16 protein-coding genes are annotated in these 16,184 nt (G+C 61.9%); 2 read left to right on the top strand and 14 right to left on the bottom strand.

The genetic code is table 11. From position 1 onward, the window contains the following. The 6 genes from BLU35_RS25990 to BLU35_RS25965 form a co-directional block, all read right to left on the bottom strand. Positions 1 to 939, bottom strand: a 939-nt coding sequence (locus BLU35_RS25990) for a glycine C-acetyltransferase (protein WP_093235075.1), incomplete at its 3' end; no start/stop codon positions are given. Next, entirely contained in the window at positions 940 to 2,067 is a 1,128-nt protein-coding gene (locus tag BLU35_RS25985) for an NAD/NADP-dependent octopine/nopaline dehydrogenase family protein (protein WP_210185163.1), read from the bottom strand. It lies immediately after the preceding gene. A 68-nt stretch (positions 2,068 to 2,135) separates the two neighbouring features. Beyond that, positions 2,136 to 3,221, bottom strand: coding sequence for an ABC transporter ATP-binding protein (locus BLU35_RS25980; protein ID WP_093235073.1), 1,086 nt, complete (start codon positions 3,219 to 3,221; stop codon positions 2,136 to 2,138). Next, complete coding sequence (locus BLU35_RS25975; RefSeq protein WP_058327161.1) at positions 3,221 to 4,015, bottom strand: ABC transporter permease; 795 nt, start codon at positions 4,013 to 4,015, stop codon at positions 3,221 to 3,223. Before BLU35_RS25975 ends, BLU35_RS25980 begins: the two co-directional genes overlap by 1 nt. Further along, complete coding sequence (locus BLU35_RS25970) at positions 4,015 to 5,001, bottom strand: ABC transporter permease (protein ID WP_286161630.1); 987 nt, start codon at positions 4,999 to 5,001, stop codon at positions 4,015 to 4,017. The genes BLU35_RS25975 and BLU35_RS25970 overlap by 1 nt, the downstream gene beginning before the upstream one ends. Before the next feature lie 105 nt (positions 5,002 to 5,106). Then, positions 5,107 to 6,213 (bottom strand): extracellular solute-binding protein, encoded by a 1,107-nt coding sequence (locus BLU35_RS25965; protein ID WP_093235071.1) that lies wholly within the window; start codon positions 6,211 to 6,213, stop codon positions 5,107 to 5,109. A gap of 305 nt (positions 6,214 to 6,518) precedes the next feature. On the opposite strand from BLU35_RS25965, the gene BLU35_RS25960 reads away from it, so the two are divergent. Beyond that, on the top strand, positions 6,519 to 7,448 hold the full coding sequence (locus tag BLU35_RS25960; RefSeq protein WP_057249736.1) for a LysR substrate-binding domain-containing protein: 930 nt from the start codon (positions 6,519 to 6,521) through the stop codon (positions 7,446 to 7,448). A gap of 56 nt (positions 7,449 to 7,504) precedes the next feature. Here BLU35_RS25960 and BLU35_RS25955 read toward each other — a convergent pair whose 3' ends face one another. Beyond that, positions 7,505 to 8,428 (bottom strand): DMT family transporter, encoded by a 924-nt coding sequence (locus BLU35_RS25955; protein ID WP_093235070.1) that lies wholly within the window; start codon positions 8,426 to 8,428, stop codon positions 7,505 to 7,507. A 50-nt stretch (positions 8,429 to 8,478) separates the two neighbouring features. Then, on the bottom strand, positions 8,479 to 9,123 hold the full coding sequence (locus BLU35_RS25950) for a glutathione S-transferase family protein (RefSeq protein ID WP_093235082.1): 645 nt from the start codon (positions 9,121 to 9,123) through the stop codon (positions 8,479 to 8,481). Between the two features lie 245 nt (positions 9,124 to 9,368). Here BLU35_RS25950 and BLU35_RS25945 point away from each other — a divergent pair, with 245 nt between their 5' ends. Further along, positions 9,369 to 10,298 (top strand): LysR family transcriptional regulator, encoded by a 930-nt coding sequence (locus tag BLU35_RS25945; protein ID WP_093235069.1) that lies wholly within the window; start codon positions 9,369 to 9,371, stop codon positions 10,296 to 10,298. 17 nt (positions 10,299 to 10,315) lie between these two features. On the opposite strand, the gene BLU35_RS25940 is transcribed toward BLU35_RS25945, so the two are convergent. From BLU35_RS25940 to BLU35_RS25915, 6 genes are all read right to left on the bottom strand, one after another. Further along, positions 10,316 to 11,125, bottom strand: coding sequence for an inositol monophosphatase family protein (locus BLU35_RS25940; RefSeq protein WP_093235068.1), 810 nt, complete (start codon positions 11,123 to 11,125; stop codon positions 10,316 to 10,318). After that, positions 11,122 to 12,216, bottom strand: a complete 1,095-nt coding sequence (locus tag BLU35_RS25935) for a sugar phosphate isomerase/epimerase family protein (protein ID WP_143032996.1) — start codon at positions 12,214 to 12,216, stop codon at positions 11,122 to 11,124. Before BLU35_RS25935 ends, BLU35_RS25940 begins: the two co-directional genes overlap by 4 nt. Next, entirely contained in the window at positions 12,179 to 13,237 is a 1,059-nt protein-coding gene (locus BLU35_RS25930; RefSeq protein WP_093235066.1) for an ABC transporter ATP-binding protein, read from the bottom strand. Before BLU35_RS25930 ends, BLU35_RS25935 begins: the two co-directional genes overlap by 38 nt. A gap of 2 nt (positions 13,238 to 13,239) precedes the next feature. Next, positions 13,240 to 14,028 carry an ABC transporter permease gene (locus tag BLU35_RS25925; RefSeq protein ID WP_058321891.1) on the bottom strand — a complete coding sequence of 263 codons (789 nt, stop codon included), beginning with the start codon at positions 14,026 to 14,028 and terminating at the stop codon, positions 13,240 to 13,242. Then, complete coding sequence (locus BLU35_RS25920; protein WP_093235065.1) at positions 14,025 to 14,909, bottom strand: ABC transporter permease; 885 nt, start codon at positions 14,907 to 14,909, stop codon at positions 14,025 to 14,027. Before BLU35_RS25920 ends, BLU35_RS25925 begins: the two co-directional genes overlap by 4 nt. 80 nt (positions 14,910 to 14,989) lie before the next feature. Continuing rightward, positions 14,990 to 16,108, bottom strand: a complete 1,119-nt coding sequence (locus BLU35_RS25915; protein ID WP_093235064.1) for an ABC transporter substrate-binding protein — start codon at positions 16,106 to 16,108, stop codon at positions 14,990 to 14,992. Between the last annotated feature and the right edge of the window lie 76 nt (positions 16,109 to 16,184).

Below are 16,184 nucleotides of genomic sequence, written 5' to 3'. Positions count from 1 at the left end.
TTTCGACATCTCGGTGCGGAACAGGGTGGCATTGGCATAGAGCCGCTGCCGCAGTGCATCGCCGTTCTCGATCAGGTCGAAGACCGTGAGCGAGGCGGCGGCAATCACCGGCGCCAGCGTGTTGGAGAACAGATAGGGCCGCGAGCGCTGCCTCAGCCACTCGACGACCTCGGCCCTGGCCGAGGTATAGCCGCCGGAGGCGCCGCCGAGCGCCTTGCCGAGCGTGCCGGTGATGATGTCGATGCGGCCCTCGACGCCGCAATGTTCGGCCGAGCCGCGGCCATTCTTGCCGACGAAGCCGACCGCATGGCTGTCGTCGACCATCACCATGGCGCCGTATTTGTCGGCGAGGTCGCAGACGCCCCCGAGATTGGCGATGATGCCATCCATCGAGAACACGCCGTCGGTGGCGATCAGCTTGAAACGGCTGCCCTCGGCCTTCTTCAGTTCCTCCTCCAGTGCCGCCATGTCGTTGTTGGCATAGCGGAAGCGCTTGGCCTTGGAGAGGCGCACGCCGTCGATGATCGAGGCGTGGTTGAGCGCGTCGGAGATGATCGCGTCCTCTTCGCCCAGCAGCGTTTCGAACAGGCCGCCATTGGCGTCGAAGCAGGAGGAATAGAGGATGGTGTCTTCCAGGCCGAGGAAGGACGAAATGCGCGCCTCCAGCTGCTTGTGCTCCTCCTGCGTGCCGCAGATGAAGCGCACCGAGGCCATGCCGTAGCCGTAGCGGTCGAGCGCCTGCTTGCCGGCCTCGGCCAGTTCTTCGTTGTCGGCAAGGCCGAGATAGTTGTTGGCGCAGAAATTGAGCACGCGGTCGCCCGAGGCGACCTCGATCGCGCCCGCCTGCTTCGAGGTGATGACACGCTCCGACTTGTACAAACCGGCCGTCTTCAGGCCCTCGAGTTCGGAACGAAGATGGGAGAGCAAGCGTTCGGTCATTCAGACACTTCCTTCGGCTCGATGCGCCGCCTCTGCGGGCAATTCGGCTGCGACCGGCGGGAAGCCGCTGCGGCAGAGCGCATCGAGACCTTCGAGATCCAGTCGCTCGAGCCCCAGTTCCGGAAGGATGTTGTTCTCGCCTTCGAAGTCCCGACCGTACATCGCCGAGAAGATGCGGATACCCGACTCATGCAGGACCGCCGGGCATCCGGCCAGGCGCGCGAGTTGAGCCGTCACGACCAAGCCAAACGGGACATCCTCCGTCACATAGCGGCTGTCCGCTGTCGCGGGGCCGGTGCCGCCGTGTCCGGCCTGATGCATCTCCTGGTTCATTTGCGAGATGGTGCTGACCGGCACATGGAACGACAGGTGGAAATGCTGGAATATATCGCGCACTTCCAGCTGCAGCTTCTCGGCAATGGCGAGGCGCTCACGATCGAGCGTCTCCAGAAGTCGGCCGATGTTGGGGGTGACGTTTTGGGCCTGGATCCAGCTCTCGCCGCGTTCCATGCGCGACATGTTGCCAAGCGCGATCCCCAAGTGATTTTGCGGATTCAGGTTCGACAGAGCGATCGCCAGCAGGCTGCCGCGATCGACAAAATGTTCGCCGAAGAGCGCCTTGCAAACCGCGTGTCCCCGGGCGCTCTCCGACGCCGGAACGGTCGCCAGATCAACCTGCTTTCGTATCGTGTTCACCTGGACCAGCGCCGGGCCGAGCTTCCGACCGCTGACGATCGTCGTACCCCAGGCAACGATCGGCACACTTATGCCGCGCGCGGCCAGAACCGATGAAAGATAGAGCGCTCCGAACGAAGTGTGCGAGCTGAAGATCACCACTTGCCCAGCAGCGAGATGGGGCGCGATTTCGTTCAGCACGAACCTGTGACCGTAGGCCGGCAGCGCGATGACGATCGCATCTGCGCCGCTCACCAGATCTGCTGCGCTCTGAGCGACCGCCGGATCGAACACGCCTTCGACGGCACCCTCAGCCGTCAGGCTTTCTCCCTCGGTGAGCGCCAACGTCCCTGTACCGGATGGCGACCAGAGCGTTGCCTTGTGTCCCAGTTTTTCAAGAAGTGCGGCGGTGCCAAAGGCAATAGAGCCCGCACCCGCGATACCTACTCGCATGTCGTTTTCCATTTTAACTGATATCGGGTAACGGGCGCCGCCAGGCGCCCGTCGTTAAGACGCTGCGGCTATGACGCCGCGTTTCGGGAGGAGATGAGTGTGGTCGCTTCGGACGGCCAGCCAACCCAGATGTCGTCGCGGCTGAGGCCTTCCACTTCGCTTGGATGAACGAGCGCGTTGAGCAAGTGTCCGTCGCCGATCTCGACCTTGAGCGACGTGTGGTTGCCCTTGAAGACGCGCTGGCGGATCCGCCCCTGCACCCGGTTTGCCACGCTCGGTTCGTGCGCCGAGCATTGGATTGCCTCTGGCCTCAACACGACGTAGATCGCGTCGCCTGGCTTTGGAGACAGCGCGCCGGCGCAGGTCTTGATCGTCACACCGTTCCACCGCACCGCGGCTTCTCCAGGTTCGGTGCCGACGACATCGGAACGCAACAGATTGGTTTCACCCAGGAAGGTCGCCACGAAAGCGGAGCCCGGCCGATTGTACAGGGTCGCCGGATCGCCCATCTGCTCGATGCGGCCATTGTTCATGACGACGATCGTATCCGACATGGTCAGTGCCTCTTCCTGATCGTGGGTTACGAACATGAACGTCTTGCCGGTCTGCTCCTGGATCGCCTTGAGCTCCACCTGCATGGTCTGGCGAAGCTTCGCATCGAGAGCAGAAAGCGGCTCGTCGAGCAGGAGAACGTCAGGATCAGGTGCGAGCGCCCGCATCAAAGCGACACGCTGGCGCTGACCGCCCGACAGCTCGGACGGAAGTCGGCTTGCGAACTCCTGCAATTGTACGAGCTCCAGAAGTTCCGATACCCGCTTCTGCATCTGCCGGTTGTCGACCCCCTTCAACTCCAGGCCGAAGGCGATGTTCTTCGCGACGGTCATGTGCGGAAACAGCGCATAGTCCTGAAACACGATGTTCACGTTGCGCCGGTTCGGCGGAACCTGGGTCACGTCGCGGCCGGAAAGCAGGATGCGGCCGCTCGTGGGTGTTTCGAACCCGCCGAGCATGCGCAGCGTCGTCGACTTGCCGCAGCCGGAGGGGCCCAACAGCGTGACGAATTTGCCGCGCTCTATGTTGAGGTTGAGATTATCGACCGCGACAAAGCTGCCGAAGCTTTTCCTGACATTTTCGAACTGAACAACCGGTTCCATCAGCGGATCCTCGAACGACGTGTGAGATATTCTGCGTAAAGCCCGACCACGGCCGTCACGACCAGGACGAGCGTGGCCATGACGTTGATCTCCGGCGACATGCCGGACTGTACGCGGGCGAAGATGAGCATCGGCAGCGTCGGGCGATAGCCGCCGAGGAAGAAGGTGCGGACGAAGTCATCGCTCGACAGCAGGAGGCAGAAGATCATGCCGCCGAAAATGGCCGGTCCCAGGTAAGGAAGGGTGACGCGGAAAAAGGTGACGATGCTGTCTGCGCCGAGATCACGCGCGGCGTCGACCAGATTGCCCGGCATCGAGCGCAGTCGCGTCAGAACCATGACCACAACGAAGGGCACGGCATGGACGACGTGGCCGAGAATGATGGCCGCGGTGCCGGTCGGAAGATCTATGGTCGTGATGAAGATGCGCAGCGAGATCGCCGAGATCATGCCCGGCACGACGGCCGGCAGACAGGCCACGGCGAAGGCCACGTATTGAGCGGCACCGCGCAGCGATCCGATCAACATCGCGATCCAGACCCCGATCACCGTTGCGATGGCTGTCGTCGCCGCGGCGATCATGATGGTGTAGAGGCAGGCGTCCAGGAACTGCTTGTCCTGAATGACCTTGGCGTACCAGTCGATCGTCAGGTTTCCGAGCGGAAACGAGATGAAACTCGCGTCCTTGAAGCTGACGGCGACCATGAGCGACAGCGGCAGAAACAGATAGAGGACAAACAGCCAGTAGAAGGACTTGAGGGCCAGCCCCGGCCAATCGAGAAACATGGCGCGCATCAAAATGTCCTTTGCTTCGAGCCGCCGACAACCCGCATGAACAGGCCGACGGTCACGAGGGATGCAGCCAGCATGATCATGGCGAAGGCCGCACCCGCCGGCCAGCGGCTGCTGGCACCGTGGAAGAAGCTGCTGATCGTCTCGGAGAACATGCTGGTGGTCGGCCCGCCAAGCAGGATGGGGGCAGCAAACACGCCCATGCAGGTGAGGAAGACCAGTGAACAACCGGAGACGATACCGTCACGCGAAAGCGGCAGCACGATGCGGCGAAAGCGCGTGAACGGCCCTGCCCCGAGGTCGGCTGACGCATCAAGCAGGGATTTCGGGATCTTCTCGATGGCCGAATAGAGCGGCAGCAGCATGTAGAGGCAGACCATGTAGACCAGGCCGAAGCTGATCGAGAACGAGGTGTAGAGCATCTGGATGGGGCGGTCGGTGAGCCCGATCTCCCGCAGAAGCACGTTGACTGCACCACGATTGGCCAGAAGCATGATGACCGAGAAGATGCGGATGATTTCGCCGGCCCAGAACGGTGCCAACAGCAGGAGCAGCGCTCGCGACCTGCCCCCGGCCGAGACCACTTTTGCCACATAATAAGCCACCGGATACACCACGACCAGGGTTACCGCAGTTGCTATGGAGGCGTAGACGAAGCTACGCAGCAGCGGCATCCAGTAGAGTTTCTCGCTGAAGAACAGCGCGTAGTTGTCGAGCGTGAAATTGGCTTCCACACCAGGCTCTGGCGGGTAGCTGGACAGAAGACTGATGCGCAGCATTTCGTAGATGGGGCCGATATGCATCATCAGCATCCAGACAACCGGCACGCCGGCCAACAGAAGGATGCGTCCGTATCGCCAGTCGGCAACGGCGCCCAACGTATATCGATAGGCCGGCGAGTGGATCACCCGGGCAATGCCTGTCGAGTACTTCATTTGAGCGGCATAGGCGGGGATACCCCCATCCGCTGTACTTGTTCCCACAGCCATTGAATTGTCCCAAACCTTGACCCGTTGGGCGGCGACCGGACGTGCGTCGTCGTACTGACCCCGTCGCTAAAACGGGGTCAGGGCCAGTCGCCGCTCTGTGGTTGCTTAAGCCGCCTTCAGTTCGGCGACGGCGCGATCAATGATTTCGTTTTTCAGCGAACGGTTAGTCGAGCTGAAGAAAGTGACACGTTCAAGTTCGTCCTGCGGCAGCGTCGAAGCCAGCCGCTCCTTGTCGTTGAGCAGCTTGTCGACGCCCGAGATCGTCGAGCTGAAGCCGGACGTGCGCGTCATCGCCGCTCCGACCTCAGGATTAGCCAGGATAGCATCGAACAGTTTGTAGGCGTTCTCGGCGTTGGGCGCGTTATTGACGATGTTCAGCGTGTAGCAGAACCCGTAGGTGCCTTCTTTCGGAACGGACAGTTTCACTGGCACGCCGTCCATGATCAGCTTGGCGGCGGGGCCCGACCAGGCTTGAGCCAGGTGGATATCCTCGTTGATGAACATCTGCTGCACTTCGCTGGCTGCGTCGTAGTATTTGCGAACCATATGCTTGTGCTTGATCAGGAAGTCACGCGCCTCGTTGGCGGCCTTGCGGGCCTCTTCGGCCTTGTCGGTATAGGTGACGAAGTCGCCATCGTGGCCGAGATATTTCATGGTGATCGACATGAAGTCGCCCGCCAGGTACGCGGTCAGACCCTCGTATTTCTCGTCGAACATGATGCCCCAGCTGTCAGCCTCCGGTACGTAGTCCGTATTGCGGACCAGGCCTTCGTAGCCGGCCAGGATCGGCAACCCCCACAGGTTGCCCTCGTAGCGCGCCCAGGACGCGTCCTGATAGGCAGGGTTGAGGTTCGACCAATTGCGCAGCCTGGCTGTGTCCAGTGCCTGTACCAGCTTCGAACCGATGAACTGGCCATAGCGATGGCCCGCAACGGTCACGATGTCGGTGGTCGGATTTGCGCCTTCTGCCGTGAGCAGATTGTACTGCTTGCCCTGGTCGTCCGTCAGACGGATGCGCACCTCAATGCCGCTTTCCTTCTGGAACTGCTCGATGAAGTCCTGCGGCAGGAACTTGTCGTATGTGGTGATGTTGAGAACCGAGCTCTGCGCGCTGGCCGGCCGGATGATGTACGGCGCTGCGAGCAGCGTCGCGCTGCCAGCTCCCAGCAGCTTGAGTGCGTTCCTGCGATTGATCTTCTGCCCGATAATCATTTGTTCCTCCTCGCGCCTCCCAGCGTGACTTGATGAGTGTCGGTCCGTGCGTGGCGCAATACCGGGCCGATCGCCAATCGCGCAACCGGATAGATCCGACTGCAGCCTGCACATAGATAGGCGCAGCAATTTTGACCCGTCTAATTGTTTTTGAGTCTGCCTCTATTCCAAAAGGTTATAGGATCGCAGTTCGCGTCGCGGCGCCGGGCGCCGGTGTTTTCCAGCATAGCGAGCGGTCACATTGTCAATATCCGGTGACGGGGCTAGGGTGATTGCAGGCCGCCCCCCTTTTGAGAAGTTATGGAATGAAGCGCGCACCGAACCTGCGACAAATCGAGGCCCTCAAGGCCGTGATCGAATGTGGAACGGTCAGCCGTGCAGCCGAGATATTGCATATCTCACAACCTGCGGTGAGCAAGCTATTAGCGCATTTGGAAGAGGATACGGAACTTGCGCTGTTCGATCGCGTCAAGGGCCGGCTCATCCCTTCGGAACACGGGATGCGGCTCTACAAGGAGATTGATCGTGTCTTTGCCGGTATCAAGCAGATCGAGCGCGCCGTCGACCTCATCCGGCGCGAGGAGCTTGGGCAAATATCCGTTGGCGTGATGCCGGCCCTGTCCGGTCCCTTCATCAGCCACACCAACAAGCGCTTTCTTGCCAGGTATGGCGATGCCTATATTTCCGTGGTGATCCGCAGTTCGCAATTCATCGTTGAATGGCTGCTCTCCAAACAGGTCGACATCGGCCTGATCAATCGCAATACGGACAACCCCTATATCGAGTGTGTTCCCCTACGCGGCGGCGACCTTGTCTGCATAGCGCCGGCGGGCCATCGCTTCGCGGCGAAACAAGAGGTCGAGCCGGCCGACATCGACGGCGAGCCCTATATCGGCTTTGCCGCCGACAACCGCATCCGGCAGAAGATCGAAAGCACACTTGATGGCTACGGCACCCGCCTGAATTACATCATGGACGCGACCCTTGCGCCGGCGGTGTGTGAAATGGTCGCCAACGGGCTCGGGATTGCCATTGTCGACCCGGTGTTCGCCTACGGCCAGCGCGATCACCTTACGATCAGGCCCTTCCGCCCCAACATTGCATCTGATCTCAGCCTCTGCTGGCTTCGCGATACAAAGAATCGCCATCTCGTTGATGCCTATGTTGAGGCGACGCGCGCCACCGTGCAGGAAATGCAGCTCGGAATGGGTGTGACCAGCCAAGCGACTGAGTGACATGGAGGTTCTCAGGCAGTCGGCGGATCGCCGACTGCGATAAGGTGCGTCTTGCTTCAGACGAGTTTGATGAGAGCGACACCCGCAAGCAGCAGCACCACACCGACAAGACGCAAGCCCGACACCGACCTTTGCGGGAGGCGGAACCAGCCGTAACGATCGACGAATACGCTTGCGACCTGCTGACCTGCGACAGTGAAACCAACGGCTGCGGCAGCGCCGATCACCGGGATCGCAGTAAACACCGTGGTGACATAGGTCGCTCCGGCGAAACCGCCGAGCCACCCCCACCAGGGCATGGTCTGCACGCCGCCGATGTTGGGGCGAGGTGTCTTCTGCCTGGCGAGCGCCACCAGCATTACTGCTGCCATGGCGAGCGTGGCGACGAAGAACGAGATCGCGCCCACCGCAAACGGCGCACCGCCAAGCTCCTGGCGCAGCAGCGCATTGACGGCCCCCTGGACCGGGAGGACCGCGCCGGCCACGAGTGCCAAGGCGATCCATCCAAGCTTGTCAGCTTTGAGGTTGTCCTTTCCGCCTTGGCCGAACACGACCATGCCGACGCCGATGAGCACGACAAGCGTGCCAGCCGCGGCTCCGACCCGAAGCCCGGTTTGCACCACACCAAGCAGGCCGAAGCTATCGAGCGCGAGAGAAGCGAGCATCTGCCCGGCGATAAAGAGGCCGACCGATACCACTGCGCCGAGGCGGGGGAATAGAACGATCGTCGAGACGACGTAGACGGCCGAGGCAGTGCCTCCGATGAGATGCCACCACTCGGCCCGCGGAACCGCACCAAGCACGGCGAGGGTCCCGGTGAACAGGGCGACGAGAAACAGCAAACCGGTGCCAATCGCGAGCTGGAGCGTGGTCGCCGCGAACGGTGATCCGACCGCTTTCGAAAGCTGCGCATTGGCGCCGGCCTGAACGGCGAGCAGACCGCCCGCAACCAGAGCCATTGGGACGAACAGGGTCTCCATGACGGACCTCCTTGATGAGAATGACGTTGAGCGTGGATAGGGAGAAAGGATCAGGCGCTGATGCTCTCGCGGGCCGGCAGCCGCGGGACGACAAGTCCGCGCAGCACAGCCGGGCGGGCACCGACCGCCATGTACCACCGGGCGAGGTGGGGCGTTGCGTCGAGCGTGAGGCCGAGCTTGGTGAGACCGGCATGGATCCATGGCCAGGTCATCACATCGGCAATGCCGTATGCCTCACCCGCGATGTGGGAGTAGCGCGCCAATTGCCCTTCGAGCACCCGGTAGACACGGTTTGCTTCCGCCTCGAAGCGGCCAATGACATAGGGGATCTTCTCCGGTGCAAAGACCTTGTAGTTCCAGAGCTGACCCAATGTCGGCCCGACATGGGCTGCCTGGAACGAAGTCCAGCTTTGCGCCTGGATGCGCTCGGTATCGGAGCCGGGCAAGAGCACACCGGATCGCGCGGCGAGATAGGGCAGAATCGCGCCCGACTCGAAGACGGTGCGATCCTGATCGGGATCGACGATAACCGGTATCTTGTTGTTGGGATTGAGGGCCAGGAACTCCGGTGTCCTCTGGTCGCCGGCCTCGATGTCGATGACGTGAACATCATAGGGCAGTCCGGTCTCCTCCAGCATGATCGAGGCCTTGTGACCATTCGGCGTCTGGTAGGTGTAAAGCTGGATGGGGGTCATCTTGCGTATCTCCATCGACCGGTCCGCCCGATCGTGGTTATTTAGTTAGACCGTGCTTTCTCGCAGCGCGATCTGTCTCTTTGCCGTCTGACGCTGCATATTTGCACACCAACCACTACGCGCCGACCAAACACCAAGGCGCCTGATCGTGAGGGGTCGGCTTTGCCGATCCGATCGAGAATGGCGGGGAAAGCGCTGCAACTTCGCTCGCCCGGTCCGCTTCCCTGTTGTAAGTTTGTGCAATCATGCACAGCCACCACCAAATCGATTGGGAAGATCTTCGCTTTGTCCTGGCGGTCGCGGAGGCGAATTCTCTGGCCGCTGCCGCCCGCGCGCTCGGCGTCAATCACACCACCGTGCTCCGGCGCGTCGGATCGTTCGAACAGAAATTGGGTGTTCGGCTGTTTGATCGCCTCCCGTCCGGCTACACGCTGACTGCCGGGGGCGAGGAACTGCTCGCGGTGGCGCGGCAGATGGCCGAAACGGTCACTGAACTCGAACGGCGCCTGACGGGACAAGATCTGCGTCTGGAAGGCAGCCTGCGGATCACCACCACCGATACCCTCATGGCTTCGATTTTGCCGTCCATACTGGCTGCCTTCCAGCAGCGCCACCCCGGCGTCCTGCTTGAGGTGAGCACGTCGAATGCCCTGGCAAATCTCTCCCACCGCGACGCGGACGTCGCCATTCGCCCAGCCGTCGATTCCCCCGACGCTCTCGTTGGCCGCCGGATCGCGAGTGTTGCTTTCGCCGTTTATGCGGCGCCTTCCTACCTGCACGAACGCGGCTTGGCATCAGTCGACGAGATCGACTTCGCGAGGGAACGCTGGGTTGGGCTGGGCGACGCGCTTGCTTCCACGAGCGTCGCACGATGGATGCGCGCGACGCTGCCGGCGCCGGCAGTGCTGCGCTGTGACTCGCTGGTTACGGCGCGCGAAGCGGCAGCAGCCGGCATCGGGCTTACCGCTCTCCCTTGCTATCTCGGCGATACGACGTCCGGCCTGATGCGCATCGGGCCGCCGGTTGCTGAAATGACGAGAGAACTCTGGCTTCTCACCCACGAGGATCTGCGCCGCACGGCCCGGGTCAGCGCCTTTACCGAGTTTGCAGGCCAGGCGCTCGCGAAACATCGCCCGCTATTCGAAGGGCATCATCCCACCGAACCCGCTCGTTAGAAAATGCGACTGGCCCACTAGTCCGCTGCCGGGTCCTTCCCGCGCTTTAACCGACCGAGCGCTTCGGTATGGAGCGTCTCGTTTGCGGCCATGAGGACTGTCTCGTACCGGTGCGTGTCAGCCAGTGGGTGGCCCTCCCAGTCCGTAACGATACCGCCCGCCCCTTCGATGATGGGTATCTGCGGAAGGATGTCGTAATCGAACACGTTGCTCTCGACCAGGAGATCAACGCTACCGAGCGCGAGCAGGCCGGCAGCGTAGCAATCGTGCGACATGCGCGTGAAACGCGCCCCGGCGGCCAGCCGCGAGAAACGCTCTCTGGCATCGAGATCGAACTGCTCCAGCGCCGATGTATAGACGATCGCCTCCTTGAGACGGGCCGTATCGCTCGTTTGGACCGGTACACCGTTAAAGAGGGTCGGGCATCCGCGCTGGCCAACCCAGCGCTCGTTTGTTACCGGCTGATCGATGATTCCAAGGAACGGCGTGCCCTGATGCAGGAGAGCGATTTGGGTGCCGAAAGCCAGCGAGCCGGAAGCAAAAGACTTCGTGCCGTCAATCGGATCGAGCACCCAAACCCATTCCGCATGCGCGTTGGCAACGCCAAACTCCTCGCCGCGAACGCCGTGGACAGGAAAGCACGTCCCGATCATCTGCCGCATCGTCATTTCGGCAAGGCGATCGGCTTCCGTAACGGGACTGCTGTCCGCTTTGGCTGAGATCTCCAGCCGTTGGCGGAAATAGGGGCGTATAACGGTGGCGGCGGCATCGGCCAGTTCGTGGGCGAATGCCAGAAACGCCGGCGGGCAGACGTGTTCGGCCGTCATCCTTGGACCTTCTCAGCTTGGGTTATGATTTTCTGCAACAGGCTTCGGACGGTTTCGACCTGCCTGTGGGCGGCCGCTATCTCCTGGCGCAGCCGCGTCTCCTGATTGCCCGTTCCGATCGTCGTGAAGCTTGGCGAGCGGACGGGAATGAACGGGTCCCCGGCCTCGGAAGCAAAGCGGAGTGCAGGCGCGAAGTAGCCCTCCTCCTCTTCCAGCCCGAAGGCCAGGACCTGGGGCCTGTCGCCGCCAAGCAGCAAGAGTTCCACCAACATCGCGAGCATCGGCAAATCGCCGTTTCCAGACAGGCAGGCGAGATGCGCCCAACCGCCGCGGTCCGCCCGCACGAGGCAGTCCTTGACATGTACCTCGGTGATGTATGGCGACTGCGCTGCCAGGGCCGACATCGGTGCTTCGAACGCATTGATCATGTTGCCGAAATCGAACAGGAGGCTGAGGCGCGGGTTAGCGACCGCCTCGATGATTTGGATCAACTCTGCTGATTTGAGATCCTCATGCTGTTCAAGCGTGAACCGGAGCCTGCCTTCAGGATCGAGTACCTCAAGCCGCCTGAGATCTGCGATCGTCCACGCAACGATCTGCGAGATACGCCCCTCGTAACGCGGATAGCAGCGAAGCGAGCTGGCTCCGGTCAAAAGCGCGATGCGCACCGCATCCGAGAGCCCGGCAAGCTCCGTCGTGCTGGTTTCGACATGCAGCTCCAGATTGAACCCGCTCACCGCCGCGCCAAAGGCGCTCAACGCCTCGTCCGGCATTCTGGCGAGACTTGCCTGCTCGCCGTCCTCGACATGAATCTTGAGGCCCGCGAGACGCTGCCCTCTCGCGAATTCAACTAGATCCAAGGGTTTCATTCCGCCAAAGCGGAAGTTCAGGTGAAAGGCATAGGCATGGGCAAACAGCGGCGCGCGTCGTGCCCGCGCAGCGAGCCGCGCGCGACTTTCGGCCGACAGCCCCTCTATCCTCTGCCTCCAGTTCGGACGATGCGTCATTTCCCATGGCATATCGGTCACCATCCCGGTTCCTTCTCGAGCTTCGTCAGGCGGCAAGAACGAGCAGGTCACGATCAGAAACACTGACTTCGACCGGGGTGCCGACCGAAGGCGGCGGCGTGTCGGGTTGGTTGAAGGTGTCGAGCGAGACGAACTGACCGGCAACCGCGACACGGATGCGGATCACAGACCCCAGGAAATGCACCTCCGCAATATGGCCGGAGAGAACGACGCTGCCCTCGTCTTTTCGCCCCAGCACCACTGTTTCCGGCCGCAGCGCCAGGCTCAACCGGTCACCAACCCGGCCGGGCAGTTCCCGGTTCAGCGCCACCGGGATATCCCCCAGCCCTACCCGCCCCGCGGCTGCGTCGAGGAGGCGGGCGTCGAGGAGATTGAGTGTCCCAACGAACTGCGCCACGAAACGCGTCGCCGGCCGATTGTAGATTTCAAATGGCGTGCCGACCTGATCGGCTATGCCTTGATGCATGACCACTACGCGGTCCGACATCGACAGCGCCTCTTCCTGATCGTGCGTCACGAAGATGGTGGTGATCCCGAGCTCACGCTGGATGCGGCGGATCTCCTCCCGCAGGCTCGTGCGTATCTTCGCGTCAAGGGCCGATAGAGGTTCATCAAGCAGCAGAACCTGTGGCCGGATTGCCAGCGCACGCGCCAAGGCTACCCGCTGCTGCTGGCCGCCGGAAAGCTGGAACGGGTAGCGCTCGCCGAGTTTCGGCAGGCCGACCAGCTCCAACATTTCACCAACACGCGCGCTAATCGCTGCCTTTCCCTCGCCCTTTATTCGCAGGCCGAACCCGATGTTCTGCTCAACCGTAAGGTTGGGAAAAAGTGCATAGGCCTGGAACACCATCCCGATGTTGCGACGGTTAGCAGCCAGGCCGCTTACATCGCGCCCGTCGATGCAAATCGCGCCGGACGTCGGCGTCTCGAACCCGGCGACCATACGCAGGACCGTGGTCTTGCCGCAGCCGGAAGGCCCGAGGAAGGAGATGAATTCGCCCTTCTCGATGCCGAGATTGAAATCCTTGACGACGCGTTGCGCGCCGAAGGACTTTTCTAGGTGAAGGATGTCGAGAAAGGCCATGGTCAGCGCCTCACGGTAGAGAATTTGGAAAAGCGGGTGAAAAGCTGGATCAGCCCCATGCAGGCCCAGGTAATGGCAAAGGCCACCACCGCGAGCGCCGATGGCTCGTAGGCGCGATTGCCGCCCATCCAGACCATGTACGGACCGAAGGACCCGACGTTGAGCAAGGCGGCGAAGACATATTCGCCGATGACGATCGCGAAGGTCAGGAAGGCCCCTGAGAGTACCGAGACGAAGACGTTCGGCAGGATGACGACGGCGAGAATGCGCGCCCAGCCGGCCCCAAGGCTCTGTGCCGCCTCCGTCAGGCTGCCGATATCGATGGTGCGAAGGCCCGTGTCCACCGAGCGATACATGTAGGGTAGCGACAACGTCGCATAGCCGAACAGAAGCAGGAGGTTGGTGCCCCACCAGCTTCCCGTCAGCGGCAGGGCCGAGGACGTGTTGTAGATGCGGATATAGCCGAAGACGATGACGATCGGCGGAATGACCAGCGGCAGCAGCGTCAGGAACTCGACGATCGGGCGCAACCCGGGAAAACGCAGCCGCACGAAATAGGCGGTCGGGACCACGATCAGGATACCGAGTGCAATCGTCAGCAGTGCCAACACGACCGAATAGCCGAAGGTCTGCTGGAATTGCGGATCGGCCAGCACCACACGATAGGCTTCGAAGCTGTAGCCATCGCGCTGCATGCGCATGGAGAAATCGAACATGCCGACGAGCGGCAGCAGGAAGTAGAGCCCGCCCAAGGCGACGGCGAGCCAGGACCAGAGGCGTCTCTCCGTCATTTGACCCACCTTTCCGCACGCATGCGCAGGAGGATGTAGATCGCGTTGGCAATGGCGGTCAGCAGGATCATGGCAAAGGCGATGGCGTAGCCCAGATGCGGATCGTTGAGCACGTCGCCGCGGATCTGCGCAAACAGTACGATCGGCGCGATCGACAGTGATGAGCCGGTCAGTGCGATTGCGGTCGCAACAGCACCAAAGGCATTGGCGAAAAGCAGAGCGAGCGTGCCGAGAAGCGAGGGCCACAGCACCGGCAACGCCACCAGTCGCCAGTATTGAAAACCGCTGGCGCCAAGGCTTTCCGCCGCCTCCCGCCATTCGCGCCGCAGCCCCTCCAGCGCTGGCGTGATGATCAGCACCATCAGCGGAATCTGGAAATAGAGATACGTAAGTGCCAGCCCGAGAAACGAGACGATGTTGAAGCCGGCCCCGTAAAGATTGATGCCGAACCAATGGCGCAACAGCATGGTCACGAAACCGAGGCGGCCGAGTGTTGCGATGAAGGCGAAGGCGAGTGGCACACCGGCAAAATTCGAGGCGACGCCCGAGAAAGTGAGGATGGCATTGCGCAACGGGCGCGGAAGGCCACCGAGGGTGATGGCGGCAGCGATCAGGAAACCGAAAAGACATCCAAGTACCGCGGTCAGCAGGCTGAGCTCGATCGAAATCCAGAAGGCCGACCGTATCGAGGGCGCCAGAAGCTTGCCAAGGTTCTCAAGCGTCACCTGTCCCTCAGCGTCGCGGAACGCGCCAAGCACGATGTTGAGAGTGGGTAGGATGAGGAAGAGCGTGGCAAAGAGGAAGAAAGGGGCAACCCCGAGCCAGCTGAGGACCTGCCGCGGCTTGGAGGCCGCCGGCAGGGATGCGACGCTTGTCGTCATCGGATTTGTCCCTGGAATAAATTGCGCCAAAGGCTGGAGAGAGGCCTCCTGACAGGTAAGCCTCCCGCCGACCGGGAGAGTTATTTCACGTTGGCGCCGACCACCTTGTCCCAGCCCTCGACCACCGCGGTCTTGTTGGCGGAAAGTTCATCGACTGTCGGGAAGATTGCCTTTTCATAGGCTTCGGCCGGCGGCAGCTTGTCGAGCAGCTCCTGCGGGAACTTTCCGGCCTTCAGCATGGCGTTGAAACGCGCGGGGTGGCAGTAGCCCTTCAGCCAGCCGGTCTGACCCTCGTCGGAATAGAGATATTCCATCCAGAGCTTGGCGGCGTTCGGGTGCGGCGCATAGGCCGAGATCGCCTGCACATAGACGCCGGCGACGACACCGCTTGCCGGCACGACCACGTCCATCGGCGGATTGCCGTTCAGCGCGTCGCGCCAGGCCAGCAGATTGTAGTCCCAGGCAGCGACGATCGGCGTTTGCCCCTGTGCGATGGTGCCGGCCTTGCCGAGCACCGGCACGAAGTTGCCGGACTTGTTCAGTTCGGCAAAGAGCTCAAGGCCCTTGCCGCCGGATTCCGCTCCAGGCTTGGCGCCGCGCGAGATGCCTGCCGACATCAGCGCCAGGATCGCCTGCGCCGAGGACCGCGGGTCGCCGGTCAGCGCCACGGCCCCGGAATATTCGGACTTCGACAGATCCGACCAGTCGGCCGGTGCGGTCTCAAGCAGGTCCTTGTTCACACCGAATGCCATGACGCCGTAGTAGTCGCCGTACCAATAGCCCTTCTCGTCCTTGATGTTGTCAGGGATTTCGTCCCAGGTCGCCACCTTGTAGGGTTGCAGGAGGCCCTCCTGCGCGGCGGCCGGCGCAAAGGCCAAGCCGAGATCGACGACATCGGGTGCCTGCGCGCCCGTATTGCCCTTGTTCGCCCGAATTGCTTCCAGTTCATCGGCCGTACCGGCATCCGGGTTCAGCTCGTTGACCTCGATGCCCGGATATTTCGCCTTGAAGCCGGCGATCACCTCTCCGTAGTTGCACCAGTCGTGGGGCAGCGCGATGACTGTCAGCGTGCCTTCCTTGGTGGCAGCTGCCACGAGTTCTTGCGAAGCTTCGGCGCGGGCGATACCCGGCAGCGCCGCGGCCAGGGCAAGGGTGGAGACGAAGGCGCGGCTCGTTGCGCGCGATAGAAGTCTCTTCATGGTTTCCTCCTGTTGACCGTCTGCGACGGATCGTGGGCGATGGCTACTTCTGTCCTTGCATCCGGTCGTCGGCCCC

The organism is Sinorhizobium sp. NFACC03, assembly GCF_900103435.1.
Classification (GTDB): domain Bacteria; phylum Pseudomonadota; class Alphaproteobacteria; order Rhizobiales; family Rhizobiaceae; genus Ensifer.
This window is presented reverse-complemented; position numbering and strand designations above follow the sequence as displayed.

What these genes read in the sequence shown, in the direction of transcription:
- BLU35_RS25985 (WP_210185163.1), bottom strand. Translation starts at nt 2,067, where the DNA reads ATGCGAGTAGGTATCGCGGGTGCGGGCTCTATTGCCTTTGGCACCGCC.
- BLU35_RS25980 (WP_093235073.1), bottom strand. Translation starts at nt 3,221, where the DNA reads ATGGAACCGGTTGTTCAGTTCGAAAATGTCAGGAAAAGCTTCGGCAGC.
- BLU35_RS25975 (WP_058327161.1), bottom strand. Translation starts at nt 4,015, where the DNA reads ATGCGCGCCATGTTTCTCGATTGGCCGGGGCTGGCCCTCAAGTCCTTC.
- BLU35_RS25970 (WP_286161630.1), bottom strand. Translation starts at nt 5,001, where the DNA reads ATGGCTGTGGGAACAAGTACAGCGGATGGGGGTATCCCCGCCTATGCC.
- BLU35_RS25965 (WP_093235071.1), bottom strand. Translation starts at nt 6,213, where the DNA reads ATGATTATCGGGCAGAAGATCAATCGCAGGAACGCACTCAAGCTGCTG.
- BLU35_RS25960 (WP_057249736.1), top strand. Translation starts at nt 6,519, where the DNA reads ATGAAGCGCGCACCGAACCTGCGACAAATCGAGGCCCTCAAGGCCGTG.
- BLU35_RS25955 (WP_093235070.1), bottom strand. Translation starts at nt 8,428, where the DNA reads ATGGAGACCCTGTTCGTCCCAATGGCTCTGGTTGCGGGCGGTCTGCTC.
- BLU35_RS25950 (WP_093235082.1), bottom strand. Translation starts at nt 9,123, where the DNA reads ATGACCCCCATCCAGCTTTACACCTACCAGACGCCGAATGGTCACAAG.
- BLU35_RS25945 (WP_093235069.1), top strand. Translation starts at nt 9,369, where the DNA reads ATGCACAGCCACCACCAAATCGATTGGGAAGATCTTCGCTTTGTCCTG.
- BLU35_RS25940 (WP_093235068.1), bottom strand. Translation starts at nt 11,125, where the DNA reads ATGACGGCCGAACACGTCTGCCCGCCGGCGTTTCTGGCATTCGCCCAC.
- BLU35_RS25930 (WP_093235066.1), bottom strand. Translation starts at nt 13,237, where the DNA reads ATGGCCTTTCTCGACATCCTTCACCTAGAAAAGTCCTTCGGCGCGCAA.
- BLU35_RS25925 (WP_058321891.1), bottom strand. Translation starts at nt 14,028, where the DNA reads ATGACGGAGAGACGCCTCTGGTCCTGGCTCGCCGTCGCCTTGGGCGGG.
- BLU35_RS25920 (WP_093235065.1), bottom strand. Translation starts at nt 14,909, where the DNA reads ATGACGACAAGCGTCGCATCCCTGCCGGCGGCCTCCAAGCCGCGGCAG.
- BLU35_RS25915 (WP_093235064.1), bottom strand. Translation starts at nt 16,108, where the DNA reads ATGAAGAGACTTCTATCGCGCGCAACGAGCCGCGCCTTCGTCTCCACC.